The sequence below is a fragment of the Muricoccus pecuniae genome (assembly GCF_014199205.1).
GTDB lineage: Bacteria > Pseudomonadota > Alphaproteobacteria > Acetobacterales > Acetobacteraceae > Roseomonas > Roseomonas pecuniae.
In genome coordinates, this window is sequence record NZ_JACIJD010000019.1 from 1 (window position 1) to 19,421 (window position 19,421).

19 protein-coding genes are annotated in these 19,421 nt (G+C 65.8%); 16 read left to right on the forward strand and 3 right to left on the reverse strand.

Annotation, left to right across the window (positions count from 1 at the left end):
- Positions 1-146 precede the first annotated feature (146 nt).
- From FHS87_RS17590 to FHS87_RS17620, 7 genes are all read left to right on the forward strand, one after another.
- Positions 147-1,127, forward strand: coding sequence for a Bug family tripartite tricarboxylate transporter substrate binding protein (locus FHS87_RS17590; protein ID WP_184520704.1), 981 nt, complete (start codon positions 147-149; stop codon positions 1,125-1,127).
- 5 nt (positions 1,128-1,132) lie between these two features.
- Entirely contained in the window at positions 1,133-2,182 is a 1,050-nt protein-coding gene (locus FHS87_RS17595) for an amidohydrolase family protein (RefSeq protein WP_184520705.1), read from the forward strand.
- 690 nt (positions 2,183-2,872) lie between these two features.
- Positions 2,873-4,213, forward strand: coding sequence for a tyrosine-type recombinase/integrase (locus FHS87_RS17600; protein ID WP_184520706.1), 1,341 nt, complete (start codon positions 2,873-2,875; stop codon positions 4,211-4,213).
- 190 nt (positions 4,214-4,403) lie between these two features.
- On the forward strand, positions 4,404-5,015 hold the full coding sequence (locus tag FHS87_RS17605; protein ID WP_184520707.1) for a hypothetical protein: 612 nt from the start codon (positions 4,404-4,406) through the stop codon (positions 5,013-5,015).
- Between the two features lie 133 nt (positions 5,016-5,148).
- Positions 5,149-9,372, forward strand: a complete 4,224-nt coding sequence (locus tag FHS87_RS17610) for a hypothetical protein (protein ID WP_184520708.1) — start codon at positions 5,149-5,151, stop codon at positions 9,370-9,372.
- A gap of 11 nt (positions 9,373-9,383) precedes the next feature.
- Positions 9,384-9,713 carry a hypothetical protein gene (locus tag FHS87_RS17615; RefSeq protein WP_184520709.1) on the forward strand — a complete coding sequence of 110 codons (330 nt, stop codon included), beginning with the start codon at positions 9,384-9,386 and terminating at the stop codon, positions 9,711-9,713.
- 48 nt (positions 9,714-9,761) lie between these two features.
- Positions 9,762-10,028, forward strand: a complete 267-nt coding sequence (locus FHS87_RS17620) for a hypothetical protein (RefSeq protein ID WP_184520710.1) — start codon at positions 9,762-9,764, stop codon at positions 10,026-10,028.
- A 193-nt stretch (positions 10,029-10,221) separates the two neighbouring features.
- Here the strand turns inward: FHS87_RS17620 and FHS87_RS17625 are convergent, their stop codons facing one another.
- The 3 genes from FHS87_RS17625 to FHS87_RS17635 are packed head-to-tail and all read right to left on the reverse strand — an operon-like array spanning position 10,222 to position 11,537.
- Positions 10,222-10,821 (reverse strand): hypothetical protein, encoded by a 600-nt coding sequence (locus FHS87_RS17625; protein ID WP_184520711.1) that lies wholly within the window; start codon positions 10,819-10,821, stop codon positions 10,222-10,224.
- 56 nt (positions 10,822-10,877) lie between these two features.
- Positions 10,878-11,366, reverse strand: coding sequence for a DUF2321 domain-containing protein (locus FHS87_RS17630; RefSeq protein ID WP_184520712.1), 489 nt, complete (start codon positions 11,364-11,366; stop codon positions 10,878-10,880).
- Positions 11,367-11,375: 9 nt separating this feature from the next.
- Positions 11,376-11,537, reverse strand: a complete 162-nt coding sequence (locus FHS87_RS17635; protein WP_184520713.1) for a ribbon-helix-helix domain-containing protein — start codon at positions 11,535-11,537, stop codon at positions 11,376-11,378.
- A 223-nt stretch (positions 11,538-11,760) separates the two neighbouring features.
- On the opposite strand from FHS87_RS17635, the gene FHS87_RS17640 reads away from it, so the two are divergent.
- From FHS87_RS17640 to FHS87_RS17675, 9 genes are all read left to right on the forward strand, one after another.
- Positions 11,761-12,078: a hypothetical protein gene (locus FHS87_RS17640; RefSeq protein ID WP_184520714.1), complete on the forward strand. Its 318-nt coding sequence runs from the start codon at positions 11,761-11,763 to the stop codon at positions 12,076-12,078.
- Positions 12,075-12,308 carry a hypothetical protein gene (locus FHS87_RS17645; protein WP_184520715.1) on the forward strand — a complete coding sequence of 78 codons (234 nt, stop codon included), beginning with the start codon at positions 12,075-12,077 and terminating at the stop codon, positions 12,306-12,308. Before FHS87_RS17640 ends, FHS87_RS17645 begins: the two co-directional genes overlap by 4 nt.
- Positions 12,305-12,805 carry a hypothetical protein gene (locus FHS87_RS17650; RefSeq protein WP_184520716.1) on the forward strand — a complete coding sequence of 167 codons (501 nt, stop codon included), beginning with the start codon at positions 12,305-12,307 and terminating at the stop codon, positions 12,803-12,805. Before FHS87_RS17645 ends, FHS87_RS17650 begins: the two co-directional genes overlap by 4 nt.
- Positions 12,806-12,946: 141 nt before the next feature.
- Positions 12,947-13,660, forward strand: coding sequence for a hypothetical protein (locus tag FHS87_RS17655; protein WP_184520717.1), 714 nt, complete (start codon positions 12,947-12,949; stop codon positions 13,658-13,660).
- 154 nt (positions 13,661-13,814) lie between these two features.
- Positions 13,815-14,015 carry a helix-turn-helix domain-containing protein gene (locus FHS87_RS24640; RefSeq protein ID WP_376766443.1) on the forward strand — a complete coding sequence of 67 codons (201 nt, stop codon included), beginning with the start codon at positions 13,815-13,817 and terminating at the stop codon, positions 14,013-14,015.
- 395 nt (positions 14,016-14,410) lie between these two features.
- On the forward strand, positions 14,411-14,953 hold the full coding sequence (locus FHS87_RS17660) for a hypothetical protein (RefSeq protein ID WP_184520718.1): 543 nt from the start codon (positions 14,411-14,413) through the stop codon (positions 14,951-14,953).
- Entirely contained in the window at positions 14,953-17,655 is a 2,703-nt protein-coding gene (locus FHS87_RS17665) for a DUF927 domain-containing protein (RefSeq protein ID WP_184520719.1), read from the forward strand. Before FHS87_RS17660 ends, FHS87_RS17665 begins: the two co-directional genes overlap by 1 nt.
- A gap of 365 nt (positions 17,656-18,020) precedes the next feature.
- Positions 18,021-18,653: an ATP synthase subunit B family protein gene (locus FHS87_RS17670; protein WP_184520720.1), complete on the forward strand. Its 633-nt coding sequence runs from the start codon at positions 18,021-18,023 to the stop codon at positions 18,651-18,653.
- Positions 18,654-18,655: 2 nt separating this feature from the next.
- Positions 18,656-19,309 (forward strand): HK97 family phage prohead protease, encoded by a 654-nt coding sequence (locus FHS87_RS17675; RefSeq protein WP_184520721.1) that lies wholly within the window; start codon positions 18,656-18,658, stop codon positions 19,307-19,309.
- Positions 19,310-19,421: the final 112 nt, after the last annotated feature.

Consider the following 19,421-nt stretch of genomic DNA (forward strand, 5'->3'; position numbering starts at 1 on the left):
GGCCTATCTGCCGGGCGCCGAGTGGGAGGCGCAGATGCCGGCGCAGGAGGCCCGCTACCGCGCCATCTGGGAGAAGACCCCGTGGCAGCAGTGACCCGCCCCTGATCCCTCCGCGCCCGAAGAAGCAAGACCGAGGAAGCCCGTCCATGACCCTGCCGACGCCGTCCCGGCGAGCCCTGCTGCTCGCCGCCCCCGCGCTGGCCCTCGCCGGCCGACGCGCGCGGGCGCAGGACAGCTCCTGGCCCGAGCGGCCGGTGCGCGTCATCCTGCCCTGGCCGCCGGGCGGCACGGCCGACATCGTCGGGCGCCTCTTCTTCAACGCACTCTCGCAGGGCACGGGCAAGCCCTTCGTGATCGAGAACCGACCGGGCGCCACGGGCACGATCGGCGCGGCCGCCTTCGCGCAATCCGCGCCGGACGGCTACACCGTGCTGCACGGCTCGACCGGCCTCTCGGTCGAGAAAGCGCTGTTCGGCAACCTGCCCTACGACGCCCAGCGGGACTTCATCCCCGTCTTCCGCACGATCACCGTGCCGCAGATCGTGCTGGTGCCGGCGGGCATGCCGGTCCGCACGCCGGCGGAGCTGGTCGCCTATGCCAGGGAGAAGCGCGGCATCAACGGCGCCTCGGCCGGCATCGGGTCCATCCAGCACCTCTCGATGGAGCTCTTTGCGCGAGGCACGGGGGCGCCGGTCAACCACATTCCCTATCGCGGCGGTGCGCCCATCTACACCGACCTGATGACGGGAACGGTCGACCTCTACTTCGGCAACGCCAACGCGCCCATCGGCTTCGTGAAGGAGGGCAAGCTGCGCGCGCTGGCCCATACCGGCCGGGGACGGCTCGCCTCCCTGCCCGAGGTGCCGCCGCTCTCGGACACGCTGCCGGGCTTCGAAACCTACCAGTGGAACGGCGTCTTCCTGCCCAGGGGCACCGCCCCGGCCGTGGTGGCGCGGCTCAGCGCGTTGCTGAACGAGGCGCTCGACCGGCCGGAGGTGGCGGAGAAGCTGCGCAGCCAAGACCTTCAGGCCGAGCGCAACACGCCCGAGGAGTTCGCCGCCTTCTTCGCCGCCCAGAGCCGGCGCTGGCAGGGCTTCGTGCGCGAGGCCGGGATCCGGCTGGAATAGCGGGCATGGCCGGCCCAGGGCACGCCGCGCCGCACCTTCCGGTGCGCGAGGAATGGCTGGCGCAGCGCCGGGAGAGGATCCTCGATCCCGGCCTGCCCATCGTGGACGCGCACCACCACCTCTGGGACCGTCCCGGCGCACGCTACCTGTTCGACGAGCTGCTGCGCGATGCGGGGAGCGGGCACGACGTGCGGGCCACCGTCTACGTCCAAGCCCGATCCATGTACCGCGCCGAGGGAGCTGAGGAGTTGCGCAGCCTCGGCGAGACGGAGTTCGCCAACGGCGTCGCCGCGCGGAGTGCCAGCGGCCTCTACGGTCCGATCCGCGCCTGCGCAGGGATCGTCGGCATGGTGGACCTGATGCTGGGCGACGCCGTCACCCCGTTGCTGGAGCGGCATATCCGGGCGGCCGGGGATCGCTTCCGCGGCGTGCGGAACCAGACGGCCTGGCACGCCTCGCCGGAGATCAACAGCAACCCGCTGCCGCCCCGGCCGGGCCTGCTGTCCGAGCCCGCCTTCCGCCGGGGAGCCGCGCGCCTCGTGGAGCACGGGCTCTCGCTCGATCTGTGGGCCTACCACACGCAACTCGACGAGGTTCTCGCCCTCGCCCGCGCGCTGCCGGAGCTGACCCTGGTGCTGGACCATTGCGGCGGCCCGCTCGGGGCAGGCCCCTATCAGGCACGCCGCGAGGAGGTCTTCGCGGAGTGGAGTAGCCGCATGCGCCTGCTCGCCGGATGCCCGAACGTCGTCGTGAAGCTCGGCGGCCTCGGCATAGCGGTGAACGGCTTCGGCTTCGAGCGGCAAGAGCTGCCGCCATCCTCGGAGCAGCTGGCCGCGACGTGGCATCCCTATCTCGACACCTGCGTCGAAGCCTTCGGCCCGGACCGCTGCATGTTCGAGAGCAACTTCCCCGTGGACAAGGGGAGCTACGGCTACGCCGTGCTCTGGAATGCCTTCAAGCGCTTCGGCGCCTCTGTCTCGGCCGAGGAAAGGACCGCGCTGTTCAGCGGCACGGCCATCCGCACCTACCGTCTCCCGGCGGTGGCCGCGAACTAAGCGGCAGGATGGGAAAGCGTCGAACCGTGATCGCCCGCCGCAGCCTCATCTTCGCCTCTGCCCTGCTCACGCCATCCTTGGTTGTGCGTGCGCTATCCTGGCCCACGCCCCCTCCGGCTCATCGTGGCCTATCCGCCTGGGGAAGCGGTGGATCTGGCTTTCTGAGAAGTCATGGGGGCGGGTTGACGCCTTTTCTGCCAGGCGCGGCGGTCGACGGAGTTTCAAGGTTTCTGGCCACCCCAAGTGCTGCCTCCGCCCTGGCGGCTGAGGCCGGGAGGCGTGCCATGGCTTCAGCGGGCCACCTCCCGCGAAGAGGCTCCGTGATCTCGCACCGGCCGAGGCTGCGAGAAGGTCGGGCGAAACCAGTAGACGCTGGTCCGCGGAGATCGATTCGATTACGTCACGAGTGATATCCGTCGTAGCACCCTTCGTAGCACTGGGCGCCCCGGAAGCCGCTGATACTCTCTGTTTCCATGTACATCAGCCACTTGGGCAGTGGCTGGCGTCCCGTACGGGATTATGATCGACGTTCACCGATGTCCAAGGCCGTCCAGATGCCTTCTATGTTTTCATTATCTTACGTGCTCAACCGTCCGCAGCCGTCCGGTTGCGTTCGCCCATGTTGCTGTCGCAGTGTGGGGGTGATTGTGGGGGTGATCAGTTGTGCTCCCGCTTGCTCCCGGGGGTTCGATGCCGAAGCTGTCCGAGCGCGCCGTTGCTTCTGCAAAGCCGCGGGAGAAGGTCTACCGGCTCTCTGATGGGAACGGCCTGCTCTTAGAGGTGCGCCCGGGCGGGGGGCGAGCTTGGCTCTTCCGGTTCATGCTTGCTGGGCGCCGCAGAGACATGGGGCTGGGTGCCTATCCCGAGGTTGGGTTGGGGGCTGCCAGGAAGAAAGCTCGTGACGCAGCGGATCTGGTGGAAGCCGGCACCGACCCCATCGCTGCCCGTGACAGGTTCGCAAAGGCTGATGCTGCCCAAAAGGCACAGGAGGCCGAGCGTCAAAGCCGCACTTTTCGGGATGTGGCAGAGCGTCTGGTGAAGACGCAGGAACCTGGCTGGACCAGTGGGAAGACGCTGGCGAGCTGGCGGCTGACCCTGGACCGGCACGCCTATCCGGTGATCGGGCCCATGCCGATTGCCGAGGTCAGCCGAGAGGATGTTGTCCGCGCCCTCACCCCTGTCTGGACAGCCCAGCCCGCGACTGCCCGAAAGCTGCAGCGCCGTATAGCCGCCGTGCTGGACTTCGCTGCGGCACACGGGTGGCGCTCAACCGACAACCCCGCCCAGGGACGAGTTCTTCGTCTGACCAAGGCTCTGCCGAAGCAGCCGCCGGAACGACGTCAGCCCTCCCTCCCCTGGCAGCGAGTGCCAGCCTTTCTTCGTAGGGTAGAGGCGATGGAAGGGACGGCACCCCTGGCCCTCCGCTTCGCCGTGCTAACGGCCGTCCGCTCGGCAGAGGTGCGGCACGCTCGTTGGCCCGAGATCGACTTCGGCACCCTTACTTGGACCATCCCTGCCCAGCGCATGAAAGGCGGAAAGGCCAAGGCGATACCGCCCCATCGCGTTCCGCTGACGGATGCCATGCTGGAGATCCTGTCGGCCGCAGCAGTACACGTGACTGGCACGATCGAGGGTCCAGATAAGTTGGCCTTGCAAGCTGCTCTTAAGGCTGACGCGCTGGTGTTCCCCTCCCCCACCGGCCTGGCCCTCAGCGATGCCGCCCTGGGTGCCTGCATCCGCCGCATGAACGAGGATGCCTCCGCTGGTGCCTCCCTCCTCTGGCAGGACGTGGACGGGCGCGGTGCCACCCCTCACGGCTTCCGCCGCTCCTTCCGCAGCTGGGTGGACGACACCCGCCCCGAGGCCGGCGAGGCAGCTGAAAAGGCTCTGGCCCATGAGGACGACAACAGTGTGCGGGCGGCGTACCGCGGATCCGACATGCTGGAGCAGCGGCGTCCACTCATGGTGGCCTGGGGGCGATACTGCGTACCCTCGCCGCACCATAGCGAGCCCACGGGATCGGCAAATTAGGCTCTCTGAGGTCCGACCCATTGTATTTCGGTCGGAACAGGTCGGAACGGTCGGAACAACCTTATTTTCCGGGGCTAAATCGTGTTCCGACCTGCGCTAGTTAGGTCGGAACAGGTCGGAACAGGCCCGATGGCACTTTCTCGGTCCCTCGGTACTCTTGCAGAACCGAATCCAGGACTGAGCAGCTTCCATGCGACCTATCAAGATTCTCGCCCCACTGCTGTCGGCTGTGCTTGTCGGCTGCGCGGCGCCGCCCCAGCCAACTGGTCAGCGGGGTGGCGGTATGCAGCGCATCGCCGTCGTCACGGATCCTCCTGGTGCTTCCTGTGCCGGCATTCGACCGGATGTGGGCACCATCGCTGCCGATCCTGCTGGGGTGGTCGTCATCCCCGCATCTGGCCAGACGCTGCGGATCGAATGCACGGCCGCCGATCGTGCCCCAGGAGGTACCCTTGTCTTCGTGGAACCCGACGCGAACGCGATGCAGGGTATGTACGCTGCAGCCGGCATCTTCGGGATGGCTGCTGGGATGGCCAGTGGCATGTTCAATCGCTACCCGGCGACAGCTTCCGTGCGCCTTCTTCCGGCGGCTTTTCCCAGTGTCGATGTGAGGGATACCGCTTACGCAGCAGAAGTGGCCTCCGTCCGAGCGCAGGGGGCGGCTCAGATTGCGGTAATCCGCCCCAGGTGCAGCGACACGAACGCATTCCAGTGTCAGGACGAAATCGCAGCAGTAGATGCCGCAGTGGCTGGGGAGATTGCTCGTCTGGAACGTCAGCGCGCGTCCGCCCTAGTTCCGTGACGTTCATGGTCGTCCATGTAAGTTCGGAGCTAAAACAATGATTTAGCTCTGTTTCGTAGGTGTCGGCCGGTGTAGAATCGTGCCGGCGAGGGATCCGACAGTCCTTCCCGCAACCGGGTTGGGACGGGGCACCTTGGCGGCACGCAACATTTCCATCCGCCTGTCGGTAGAAGAAGCGGCTCAGGTACGAGCCACGCTCAAGAGCATTGGCGACGACGGCAAGGCGGCGCTGCAGAACATTGAGACGGGCGCCGGCCGGGTTGGCCCGGCTCTGCAGCGGACGACCACCGAGGCGGACAACGCGAGCCGCGGGATGGGCCGGTTCGGGCAGGCCATGGGGCAGGCGGGCTACCAGGCCCAAGATCTGGCGACACAGATCAGCATGGGCGGCAATGCGCTTACTGCGATCACAGTCCAAGGTGCGCAGTTCCTTGGGATGTTCGGGGTAGGAGGTGCCATTGCCGGCGCCGTTCTGACCGTGGGCGGCCTCGGGGCGCAGTTCCTTGGTGTCGGGAAGGCCGCCGCGACGGCGACTGACGCAATCGAGGCTCACGAAGATGCAGTGAAGAGCGCAACAGCGGCGGGGGAACTCTACCGCAGCGGCTTGGACGACGAACGCAAGAAGCTGGAACAGCTTTCAGCCTACTACGGCACGCTGACAGAGAGCGTGCGGCGGTATGAGGAAGCCCGGCTCCGTTCTGCCGGCGGGCAGATCGAGCAGCAGCGCGCGGAGTTGCAGGGCCGAATTGTCGCTCCGGCGCGCGCCATTCGACAGGACGTTGGCGACGTTGAGCGGCCGTCCTACGACGCTCTCGGTAATTTCCAGGGATACGAGCAGAGCATCACGGCAGTCAGCGCCCGGATGCGCGAACTGGCCGATGCGGTGTCCGCCTATGAAGCTGCGGGGCGCCCAACGGTCGAGACGAACGCGCGCCTCTTCGCAACCCTGCAGGAACTGAGCACCGGCTCGGATGCTGTGGCGGCGCGGGCTCGCGAGATGGCGGCTGAGATCGCCAAATCGGACGGCGACACGCGAAAGTTGGCCGAGGCAGCCCGGCAGAGCTCCGATCAGCTCGGCGCCCTGAACGGTCAAGCAAGCCAGACGGCCACTGCGGCGGCGCAGGTTGCGGGGAGCGTCTCCGCCCTTACGGCCGAGATACTGGGTCTCAGCCGAGCGACGGCCGATACGAGCCTCAAGCCCCTACAGGACCGGGTTTCAGGGCTGAATGCTGAGATCGCTGCGGCACGTCGTGGTGCTACCGCACTTGCTGAGATCCGCACCCAGTCCCGCGCCAGTGACGAGGCAGATCGGACGGTTCGCCAGGCGATGGAAGCTGAGGCCAAGCGGCTCGCCTCCACAGGGCTGAGCGCAGCAGATGCCGCGCCCAAGCTCGAAGAGTTCCGCGCGACAGCCGAGGCGATGGGCAAGACCGTCGAGACCGGCGTGGTCACCTTGTCCAAGTTGGAAGAAGGGCATCGTGCCGCCGCGCGGAGTGTTCGGACGCACAACAAGGAGGCGATGGATCTTATACGGGTTGAGGAGCAGGTCTATGAGGCCTTGCAGCTCACCGCGAGTGGGCTCCTCGCCGTCTCCAAGGCCGACGATCTCGGCATCCGGGAAGCTGAGCGGGTCCTGCGGTCCAAAAACATGCTGGGCGACCAGCAGCGAAAGCAGGCCGACGAGGCCACTAAGATCGCAACCCAGTCCTACGAGAAACAGGCCCGCGAGGCCGAGCGCACCTACGACCGCATAGCGGACTATGCCGGCGACCGCATAGCCGACCTGTTCCTCGACACCGAGGGCGGGTGGGAGAAGACGATGGCGAACCTGCGGAGGACGGCAATCGCCACCTTCGCCCGCATCGCCGCGGAGGCGTTGCTTCGCCCGATCGTTATGCCGCTCGTCACCGCTTTCCAGGGCGGTGGCGGCGTGGGCGGGCTTGCTGGGGTGGGCGGCGGCGCGGGCGGTATGCCCGGCGCGACCACTGCGGCTGGCGGCGCGAGCCTTATGGATTATACGAGCGCCTTCCGCTCGTCCAATCCGCTCACGCAGGGCTATTCCTTCCAGGGCGGCTACCTAAGCCGTGCCGATGGGATGCTTGGGACCAACGTGGCGGGCTGGCTGGATACGCCGGTCTATGCCCAGCAGGCGCCAGCATTCGGCCCCTACAGCGCCGCCAACCCGACCCAGGCATTCACCGGCAACGCCAACACCCTAACCTATGGCCAGGCGGCGGCCGGCGGCCTCTCCGTCATCGGCGGCGCATACGGCATCTACTCCGGCATCCAGCAGGGCGGCGCCAAGGGTGCGGCAAACGTGGTCGGCGGCGTGGCTGGCGTGGCCGGTGGTGCGGCAGGGCTGGCGGCTGGTAGTGCCGGCGCTCTCGGCCTCGGTGCCGGCGCTGTGTCCGCCCTCGGTGCCGTGGCTGCTGTGGCTCCCTACGTCGCGGCCATCGCTGCGGTGGTGGCGATGCTGCTGCCGGCGCAGAAGCCGTCCGACCGCACCGGCACGGCGCTAGTCAACCTGGGCGACGATCAGACGACCATCGGCGGGCTGACGGGGGCGCGGTACAGCCAGGAAAACCGCGAGTTCGCCGGCCAGGTCGCGCAGTCCATCCAGAACCTCGCCAACCAGATCGGCACCACCTACGGCATCAACGCCCAGGGCCGGATGCTGGTGTCGGTGGGCGACCGCGACGGGCTGGTACTGCGGAACGGCGACCAGAACACCCGGTTCGAGGCGGATGAGGCCGGTGTTGCCGAGCTTATCAAGGCTGCGACCCGGACCATCCTGACCGAGAACCGCGGGCAGCTCTCGTCCGACCTCCAGACCACGTTCAACACGGTCGGCGCGGGCGACACGGACCGGCTGCTGCAGGCGCTCGACTGGACGAACACGATCTACAAGTCCTTCAAGGACAGCGTAGATCCCACGACGCAGTATGCTCAGGCGCTCAAGTCGCTCCACGACCAGTACGACCCGCTGATTGCCAAGGCTCAGGAGTACGGCCTCGCGATCTCTCCGATCGCGGACGTGATGAACGAGCAGATCGCCAAGCTGAATGACGCGCGCGCCTCGCAGTTCAACGACACCGTTGCCGGGCTGCGTAACCAAGCTATCCAGGCGCGAGGCGGCAACGTGCTCGGCGCCGTGCTGGAGGAGTTCGACCGGCAACGCCAGACCGAGTGGAATGCGCTCGCGGAGCAGATCAAGCAGTCGGGTCTGGGCCAGGAGCAGATCGACATCGCGGCGACGGCCTTCAACGACCTCACGCTTGCCCAACGCCATCAGGTCTACTCGTCCTATAAGCAGGACGAGCAGATGCGGGCGCAGCAGGAGCGGGAGAATGTCCTCGCCGCCGCACGCCAAACTGAGGACCGCACTTTGAGCGTGTCTGGCATCCGCTCGTCCAGCATGACCGAGTACCTGCGGGCCATCGGGCAGGACAGCGAAGCCGACGTGATGGACTACCGCCAGCAGCGGACCGAGGGCGCAGTCACGCTACAGCGCCAGATGGCGGATCTTGGTTTCAGCGCGGAGGAGGCGGCCGGTATTATGGCTCGCTTTGCTGCGGCGACGGAAGCGACCGTTGTCACGATGAGCAAGGCTGCCGAGAGGGCGAGAGAAGATGAGCAACTAACAGTTGCCAGCATTCGCACTAACTCATGGTCCGAGTACCTGCGTGCCAATGGGCAAGACACTCAGGCGGACGTGATGGATTATCGTCAGCAGCGGACCGAGGCCGCGGTCACGCTGCAGCGCCAGCTTTCCGATCTTGGCTTTGGCGCAGAGGAGGCGGCCGGCATCATGTCGCGCTTTGCCATCACGACCGAGACGACGGTCCAGAAGATGAGCGAAGCCGCGACGGAGTTGGGTAAGACCGCGGAAGAACTGGCGGCCGAGCGCGAGAACCGGGCCGGCACCGCGGCGGGCACCATCTCTTCCCTGGCGGACTACGCGCGCGGGCTGCGTTCCGGTGATGCCTCTCCGCTCAATGGCCGCAGCCAGTACGACATGGCGTTGCGGGATTTCCAGGCGGTTGCCGGGGCGGCGCAGGCAGGCGACTACAATTCGATCACGCGCCTCCAGTCCTACTCGGACACGCTGCTGTCGGCCTCGCGCAACGTGAATGGCTCGGGCACCGGCTATGTGGCGGACTTCGACCGGGTGCAGGGCGTGCTGGGCTCCATCGCGGACCTCGGCGCGGATCGGCTCACCGCGAGCGTGATGACGCAGGAGACGCGGACGCAGACGCAGGTGCTGGAGGCCGCCGTAGAGCGCCTTACCAACGAGGTGAGGCTGCTCCGCGCTGAGACAGCGCAACAGGCCTACAGGCCAGCCCGCGCCTTGGGATGACAGGAGAGCGCATGGAAAACCCCGAGTTGGCCCAGGACGTCGCCCTCATCGGCCGGTTCATCGAGGCCGTCGAGATCACGCGGGCCCAAAACCATATTCTGACCGCGGCCGTGCTTGCGCTCGCGTCCGAGGCAAAGCCGGAGACGCGCGAGCTCGCGGCGAGGATGGTGGAGACGGCGCTGGAGACCCTGCCGCCGGGCTACCAAATGCCGGCAGAGACTGCGGCGAAGCTGAAGTTGGCTGGGGTGGTGCTGGGGGCGACGCTGGCCGCGGCACTGCGAGTTCGGGCGCCAGATGGCCCGCCGACAGATTCTGGCAACGTTGTGCGGTTCCGAGGGTGAACGGCACCTCCACGTGAATAATCCGACCCTACGACAGAGGAGACGTCGATGTTTTCCCCCCATATCCAGCAACTGCTCAACGCCACAGCCGAGGCTGTGAACGATGTTGAGATGCAGGCCGCATCGGCTGGCACGCATACACAGACCGAGGCAGCATCACGCTCGCTTGCCAAGCTTGGGCCCATGAGCATGACCTTCACGGCGATCGACGCCGGCTTCCTCCTGAAGGCGCAGCAGGTCGCGCAGCAGGTGGCGTTATTGAAAACTGCCTCTGAGGTGGCCATTGCTCGGCCGCCGTCCACTTTGAAAAACTGAGGCGCGTCGAGAGCGCGACCTTTCCCTTATCTGTTTCGAGTGAAGAAGAGGGGAAGAAGTTTTGGTGTTGAAGCCGTAACTGCAGTTGGAGCAAACGCCGGTATGAGGTCGGGTCAAATGCACACTTACATGGAGAATGAGGAACCGATTGAGGTGACGCCGCCGATGATCCAGGCGGGGGTGGAAGCCTTACTCAGGTGGGAGACCTCAAATGATCCACGCTCGGCAAACTGCGTAGTCGCTGTGTATCTTCAGATGGTAGCGGCCAAGCGGAAGTAGGGTCGGTCAACCAGTACAACCAGCCTGCCGCCTCACGGGCCGCTTCCACAGCAGCAGTGAAATCCTTCAGGTAATACCGCTTGGACTTCTGTTTCGCGCGCGTCTCATTGTAGAACTGAACGCTGTGGTCACCATCCTCCATGAGACCGAGGATCATCTCCTTATGGGCAATCGAATCGCGCAAAATTTTGCATGACCGAATTTTCGCATTTACCTCATTCAGAAAGGTCGGGAGAACACTATAACCTTCGGCGAACTTCTCCCATTCCTGTCGCAGCAGCTCGTACCGCTTCTCAAAGGGACGGTATCTCCAGCCACCCTCACTGGTGTGATTTGCTTGTAGAAGAGCCCAAACCAGCAAGTTTAAATTTTGCTCCATCAACGACCAGTGAATGATCAGCTCGCCGATAGACGAATTGAACAATGGATCGAGTAACGGGAACAGCACAGGGGGCTGAGACTTATCTGCAACCTGGAACTTAGGTTGCCGCACATAAACGCCTGATTTCTTCATTAGTCGCTGCCTTTGGTGGCGGCCTTTATTCTGCCGGAAACGGTTAGCGAGAATCGCTAAGGCTTCATCCCGAGCATCTTCTTTGCTGTTTCTGATGCCAGGTCACTGACCACCTTAATCGCGACGTCGTAGGCTGGCTTGGTCATCTTCGACATGAGCCGTTTGAGCTTAAGAGCGGCAAGCTCAGTCTTCGGATTCTCGGTGGCGATAAGTGGAACAAGTGCGGCCGCATCCACAGCGTCCTGACCTTCCAGGTCCATTTCGAGGATTTCGACTGCACTCGCGAGCGACGCCTGCCGCCACGGGAAAGCAACCCCGCAGTTCGCACAATTGTTCGGCGCTGTTGAGGTGGCCCCGCTAAGCACCAGCACTCCCGGGACGTGGTACTCACCCGGGATACTCGCCTGACACACTGGACAGGCAGTGATCGTGCTCTCTCCGCATATGCTGCAAAACGGCCGTCGGAAATGAGGCAGCGATGCTGCGTTATCAGTAATGACGTGTCCGTTCGTGCAGACCTGCATAAGGTCGAAATAACCGGACACTGCTGCCTCCTAACCTTCGACTTTCTTCAGGAATCCCCGCTCTTCCAGCCATGCGCGCAGGACCCGTTCGACGATGTAGGAGACGCTGCGATCCTCGGCGGCTGCAGCGCGGGTGATGGCTTCCTTTGTGTCGTCGTTGATGCGGAACGACAACACCGCCCCCTTCGCCATCTCTTACAACCTCTCACAAAGTGCTTGACTGCTTGGAACACATTGTAAGAGAGTGTGAGCGGCCGAGCAAGGTGCTTGCAACACCTCGCCCGGCCTAACCGCAACCCGCTCACTTGGAGAGCAGGCTATGGCTGAACACGCCCATACCACGCCTGGAACCACGCCCAGAAGAGGTCGCGCGTGCCTTGCGGGCGGGCCCAGAAGAAGACCGGCCCCACTGAACTTGGCCGAGCTGCGGGCCAGACTAGAGGCGGTCGCAGCCGAGGCGATCGACACCGCGGCCAGGGCGATCGAGTTCCTCGACGAGCTCGACGCCCGGCACGCCGACATGGAGCCGGACCACGACGGCGAAGCCGAGGCGGAGGAGGTCAGCGCCCAGGCTGTGACGCTCGCGCCCGATTGGGTGCGCCCGAAGTCCGGGTGCGCTCCGACCATCTCCGAGAAGTACGCCGAGTACTGCCGCGTCACGGGACAGGTGCTCAGCAGGGGCAACGTCATCGACTTCCCCCGTCGCCTCCGGTTCGTGGAGGTGTCGACATGAGCCAGAACGCTTTCGAGGAGATCTACTCCCGCGTCATCGACGCCGAGCTGGGCCTTCGCGCCATTCTTGAGATCGTCAGAAACAACAGCTCGGGCGATGACCCGCGTACCATCGACATGCGGAACAACGCCATCGAGTGGTGCGCCACACGGATGGCGGAGCAGATCGAGAGCATCAGCACCTACGCTGAGGATCAGGCTCGGCGTGCTCGTGAGGGGAGGCGCGGATGAAGCCGTTCCGCATGCTGCCCCAGGCGCCAGCTTCCCTGCCGCCGAGGAAGCCGGCTCCGCTGCCGAAGGAGGCCATTCCGCCGAGGCGCCGCGATCTGCTGGGGGCCCTCTCCGCTGCGGCTGTTGCGCCCGCTGTGGCCGTGGCTGCACCCGCTCCCGATGTCGTACTGATCACGGAGTGTGCCCGGGCGATGGAGGCCCAGCGCGAGTGCGAAGCCTCCTACTGCTACCCGCTGCACCTCACGGCCGAGGAGGCAAAGCCCTACGAGGATCGCGCCGACCACTTCGCGGATCTGGCCTTCACCCACGCGGAGAACGCCCTGGATCTCCCGGCCAACACCCTGGCTGGTGCCGCCGCCAAGGCACGCGCGGCGCTGGCATTAGCGGCGAAGAGATCTGACGGCAGCCTGATCACGAACGGCACGCCGGATGACCTGGCGTGGAGCGCGCTGGGGGATCTCCTGCGGCTGCTGAAGATGGCGGAAGGCGGTGGCTGATGGGCTCGCCGCTTCCCACTCGCGCGCGGCCGGCCGCGGCTGCTACACTTTCTTTCGGCGGGGCTAGGCTGATCCCCGAACGCAGGCTCTCCGCGCCTGCTGCCCCGCCACTTCACTTGCGGATGCGCTGCGGAGGCGCTGTTGGAAGAAGAGAACCCTGTTCGGGCTTGGTTCGACGTGGATCAGACTTGGTATCGCTCGCCGCTAAAGAGGACAGCGATACATCAGGTTCTCAACGCCCCACGCCTTATCGTTGTCGATCAATCTCCCGATATCGAGGCGGCTGCTCTCGTCCTGGCCAAGGTTCTCGACATGAGCATGACTATCGGTGGCGAGAAACCTCGCGCGTCACATCGGACGAAGTTGAAGGCTGCACAGACGTATCTCGCGGCAATGCAAAGACTGGCTCCGCTCTGGCACACGCTGGAAGGGCCACCAGCCCCTCCAGCAGAATGGGCCAGCAAGATGTTCGATTGGGTGCGGGAGCAGCACACGACGCCGGCTCCTCGGGGAGCGCCTATCGACACCTTCGACCACTTCATGTTGCCGCGCCTTCTCGCCTTCTATCGTCTCGTCTTCAGTCGAGAGCCGTCATCCACTTCAGGTGGTCCTACGGCCCGCTTCCTCACCGCGCTCTATATTCAGATGAGCGAAGTTCTTACTCAGTCGACGTTCGATCCTCCCGAGGGAGGCATACGTGTTCGGCAGGCATGGCGGCTGCCAGAAGAGGGCACGCTGTTACGCAAGATTCGGGACTTCAAGGCTGTTTCGAAGAAGAAGGAGGACGAGATCGGCTACATGCTCCAGTCGTACCTCGAGAATCTCACACGGGACGATGCAAAAACGAAACACTAAGACAAAGACGAGAGATTGCGGAAATCAGCGCATCTGACAGCCTTTCCCTCCATGGCAGCAAATGTCGTGATCAACGCCGTTTTTATCAGCTACTGAGATCAACAGTCCCTCTGCATCTTCCTCCTCGTTCAACAGAGAACGAGGGCGTGCAGTAATGTACATCCAGCCAGAGAAGCTGACCTTCACCATCTCCGAAGCGGTCACCAGCACGGGTATCGGCCGAACCAAACTCTACGCCTTGATCAAGGAAGGGCATCTCGAAACACGTAAGCTGGGCAAACGCACACTAATTCCTGCCCCGTCCCTCCGTGCTCTCGTGGACAACCTTCCCCGAGCTGCCAGGATCGCTGCCTAAAAACGCGAAACCCGCCACGGCGAGGCGCCATGACGGGCTGCGGGAACTGAAGCTACTTGATTACGCGGACACACCCAAGCACTCCGCATGTAGCGTATTCCCCGCCGCTTTTCCAGCCCTTTCCGTGGCCTCTCCTCGATGGAGGTCACTGTGACTAAGAGAACCAAGCGCCGCACGAAGGCCGCACCCGCGGGCTGCCCCTTCATTCGCCTGGTCCATGTCCCGAACGCGCTTGACGCTGACGGCGAGCCCCGCGTCGCGTTGGAACTGCCGCCAAGCCCGGGCGCCGTCTCGCGCCGGCCTGCACTGCTCATGTTCGCCAGCATCGCCGCCGCCCTCACACACAAGCGTCAAGCCGAGAGCGCGGCCGTCCAGAAGCGCGGAGGGAGGAAGTGATGCGCTTCCCCAGCCCGACGCAGATGCCGTCGCACTTCATGGATCTGCCGCCGGCCCTTCTCTCCGAGTGCATCGCGCGCAACGAGGGCGGGCGGGGCGACTTCAGCATCCCGCTCCTGAGAGCCTCGCTAGCCGGGGAGTTCCGCATCGTTGGTGTTCTCCCCGGCGGCCGAGTGCCGCCTAGGGCCATGGAGCCGACCCGGCCTCCGACGCTCGTTATCGTCAGCGGTGATCCGAACTTCCCCGAGCCAACCCCGCCGCCGAGCGCCTTTCCCAAGGTGCAGAAGGCCATCCGCTGGGCGGCCACGATCATCGTGCATGCGACGGGTGGAAGGCGTGAGGACTACGCCACGGTCGCCGCAGCTGTGCCGATCTTGCGCCAGGTCCTGCTCATCGAGACCGGTACATCACAGGAGGACGCTTGGCTCCGCCTGGTAAGCGCCGAAGTTGACCGCCGTGCCCGCTCGGGCGCGAAGCTCCCGGTGCTGGTCTTCAGCGCGCGACCGCGAGGCGGCTTTCACCCGATCGGAGGTGACTATTGATGGCGCCGCTCGACACGAGTTGCGCCGAGAGCCCTTCCGTGGATCTCGCCAGTCTTGCCGAAGCATCTCGGTGGGTCGCGTGGCAGGACGAAGCGCGAGGCTCTACGGGCAAGCCGACCAAGACGCCGATCAACCCGGCTACCGGCGGCAAGGCCATGGCCGACAACCCCTCCACTTGGGGCACACGCCAAGCTGCAGAGGTACGCGCGAGAGACCTGCCACTCCCCTTCGGGAGCGGCGGCATCGGGCTGGAGCTAGGCGAACACGAAGGCTGCGCGGTCGGCGGGATCGACCTCGACACCTGTCGGGATCCCGAGACGGGTGCGCTAGCACCCTGGGCGTTGGAGGTGATCCGCCGCTTTGCGACCTATGCCGAGGTGTCCCCCTCCGGCACTGGGATGAAGGTGTTCTTTCTCTACCACCCTGCTGACGGCGCCGCGATCCGGCAGGTAATGGGCACGGCGACCGGACGGAAGTGGGCCAGGAAGGGGGGCGACCACCCGCCCGGGATCGAGCTCTACATCTCGGGCCGCTTCTTCGCTGTAACGGGCGAGCAGTACCCCGACGCACCCGCCGAACTGCGTCGCGTCCCGCTGGCCGACGTGCTGTGGCTGATCCGGGAGGCTGGGCCGGCGATGGCGGCCGAGGATGGTGACGCGTCGCGTAAGCCCGGCCGCATCGCCAAGAGCCTGGGTGTGAAGGCTGGTGGTGGTGACGGTAGCCGCAGCGCCGCTGCGTTCAAAACCGCAGCGAATGTGAAGCGCGCGGGTGGTTCCTTCGCCGACTTCCTGGCCGCACTCGAAGCCGATCCGGTCACCGCCGAGTGGCGCACGGAGAAGGGGGAAGCCCAAGGCGGGCGCGAACTGCGCCGAGCCTGGGAGCGAGCCGGCGAGCCTGCCGAACCAACGCCGGACGCTGACGGCGTGACCTGGCCTTTCTCCTACGTCATGCGCGAGGAGGGTCTCTTCTACCTGCCCCAGCCAAAGCGTGACCCGCGAACCGGCGAGGAGATGGAAGGCACGCCGATGCGGCTGTCCGCCGCGTTCCGCGTTCTCGGCGAGGCGCGCGACGCGGACGGGCATGGACGGGCCCTGCTGCTCGCGTGGACCGACAGCGATGGCCGGGAACAACGCTACGCCCTCCCGCGGCGCCTCCTGCACGGCGAGGGCGGCGCCCTGGCCGGTGATCTGGAGGATCGTGGCCTTCGTGTCCGGACAGGCCAGAACTACCGCACCCGCCTGGCCGAGGCCTTGTCCGGCGTGAAGACGCCCAATCGCATCGCGAGCGCCGACCGCACCGGCTGGCACACGGCAGGAGGTCGCATGGCCTATGTCATGGCGGACGGCTGCGCTTATGGCGATGCCGCCGAGAAGGTGCTCCTTGCGGGTGCCGGATCTGGAGCCATGGCCCGCGTGGCAGCGAGTGGCACGCTGGAAGGATGGCAGCAGGGCGTCGCCGCCCCTGCTGTCGGCAATCATCGGCTTGCCCTGTTCCTCGCCGCTGCGCTCGCCTCGCCCTTGCTGGAGATCCTCGGCGTCGAGGGTGGCGGGCTGCACCTCCTGGGCGGCAGCAGCACGGGGAAGAGCACCTGCCTGGAGGCCGCCGCCAGCGCCTGGGGCAGCCCGCGCATGGGCCAGCAGGTCCGGTCGTGGCGCAGCACCGCGAACGCGCTGGAGGGCGCGGCGGTGGAGTGCTCGGACGCCCTGCTCGCACTAGACGAGATCGGCCTCGCGGACGGCAAGGACGTGGCGGTGACAATGTACACCCTCGCGGGCGGTGCTGGCCGTGGCCGTGCCGATCGGACTGGTGCGCTTCGGGCACCCAAGACGTGGCGCAGCCTCTTCCTCTCGACCGGAGAAGTGTCACCCGCTGCGAAGATCGTGGAGGCCGGACAGCGCAGCCGGGCGGGCCAGGATGTCCGCTGCGTCTCTGTGCCCGCCGATGCCGGGTGCGGCCGAGGAGTGTGGCAGACCCTGCACAGCTTTCGTGATGGCGAGGGACTGAGCAACGCGGTGAAGGCCGCGGCTCTCGCCCACCACGGACACGCAGCCCGGGCCTTCGTGAACGCCCTGACCCGCATGCGGGCCGAGAAGCCCGCCGAGCTGCTCCGGGGCCTGCAGGAGACCGTCGTCGCCTTCACCCGCGGCGCTCATGTGCCGGCCGATGCCGATGGGCAGGTCCGGCGTGTAGCGCAGCGCTTCGGAGTGATCGCGGCAGCCGGCGACCTCGCCACTGAGCTCGGTATCCTGCCCTGGCCCGAGGGCGAGGCTCAGCGGGCAGCTGTCGCGGGCTTCGTGGCTTGGCTGGCTGGCCGCGGCGGGCACGGTGCGGGCGAGGCTCAGACGTCGCTCTCGGCGGTGCGTGCCTTCATCGGCGCCCACGGATCGAGCCGCTTCTCGACCCTGCTCCTCTCTACCGAACAGGGTAGCGAGACGGAGGACAGTAGCCGCCCCGTGATCAACCGCGCCGGCTGGCGGCGCCAGACGGTGCAGGGATGGGAGTACCTGGTCCTCCCTGAAGCTTGGCGGGATGAGGTGTGCAAGGGCCTCGACGCCCAGCAGGTGGCACGAGAACTCGACGCCCACGGGTATCTGCGCCGTGGCGAGGGCAAGAACCTGGCAGCCCGAGTGCGCATCCCAGGCGAAGGCCAACCCCGGCTATTCGTGATCCTGCCGGGCTTGCTGGCCGGAGGTGCGGAGTGACGGCCCGGTTGGCTGTTCCGACCTGTTCCGACCTGTGCCAGTGCAGGTCGGAACAGCTTTCAGCCTTTGTTTTCGGGGCTGTTCCGACCTGTTCCGACCGTTCCGACCAAAAATGCGAAGGAGCCAGCGGCACATGAGCCGGCTCCGCTCACTCGCGCAGAGGTACCGGGTCCCATCGGTGCCCATCCCGGAGGCAGAACCTCCGATGGACCACGACGCGGCCGAGCCAGTCGCTTTGGCCCAGCACTACGCCGCCCCTGCTGGTCCCGACTTGCCATCACACGACCCACTCGCGGCCGGCCTGCTGGCGGGGTTTCGCCGTCATGCCGCGAGCTGACCAACCCTTCCAACCTCAGGAGATCACCATGGACATCAAGAAGCTTCTCGGGCTGCGCCCCAAGGCCCAAACCGCCGAGGCAATCCGTGCGGCCATTGCCGCTGCCGAGGAAGGCCGGTCCGCCGCTCTCGTCCGCATCGCGGAGTTGGAGGCGGGACGGGGTAACCTTCTCCTCAACGGCGAGGTGCGTGCCGTCGAGAATGGCGAGCGAGATCTCGCTGAGGCACGTGCTGAAGCCGAGCGGTGTGAGGTAGTCGCGACGGCTCTGCGGCCCACACTGGAGCAGGCGATCAACCGGGAGAAGGCGGAGGAGATGGCCCGGCTCCGCGATGAGGTAGTGAGCCTCAGCGCCGCCTTCGTCACCTTCTGGCGTGAGAAGTATCCAGCTCTCGCTACCCAGATCCGCGACGGCGCCATGCTGGAAGCTAGGGCCGTACAAAAACTGAATGAGCTGGCCGAGATGACGGTCATGCATCCAGCGGCCCAAGCTGTTGGAGATATCAGCCTACCTCCGCAGCCGGCCGATCTCATCTTCCCTGGCGACCCGTCGAACGCTGGTGGTGGTGTCACATCCCGGATCTCGATGCCGCATCCGGATGGCAGGATCGATGCAGTCGGCAGCCCTAGGGCTTTCCTACCGCTGCCTCGCGGAGGGCACTGACCATGACGACAACGGTGATCGATGGTGTCATTGCTCCGCACGACGAGAAGACGAGGCGGGCACTGCTCTGCTTCGCCACTGACCTGGCCGTGGACAACTACGGCCAGGGCTCACCCTACAAGCTGGACATGGGTGGCGCTGACCTGAGCCTCCTCAACACGGGACGAGCACCGCTCCTGGACGGCCACATGCGGCAACTCGAGAGCGTGCTCGGTGTAGTCGAGACGGCTTGGATCGAGGGCACGCAAGGTTGGGCCATCGCGCGGTTCGCAAGCCACTCGAGAGCCGCGGATGCCTGGGCAATGGTCCGTGAGCGCATCGTGACAAATGTCTCGATGGGCTTCTTCCATCCTGACGCGGATCCGGGAACTGACGGGGTGCGGTTGATCCCGTCGTGGAGGCCCTACGAGGTTTCGCTCTGCGCGGTGCCAGCAAACTGGACGGCCGGGGTTCTGCCTCAGCCCCAGGCAGAAGCGTTGGGTGCTCTGGTGGACGCGATCGAGGATCGCAAGAAGCGCGAGGTGGCCGAGGCCATCCAGGCGGTGCAGCGGCAGGAGAGGCGACGGTGGGCACAGGATGCCGCGCCCTCGGTGGCCGAGCGCCTCGGGACTGACCCCGCCCTCACGGCCGAAGCCATGGCCGAGGCGGTTGGATGACGGCAAGGGGAGGGATGCGTGGCCTCAGGGTCGCGGGTCCCTCCCCGGGCTGCAACGTATGCGGGTGGCGACAGCGCGCCGTTTTGCTAGGCACCTCGCATGCCTAAGGGTT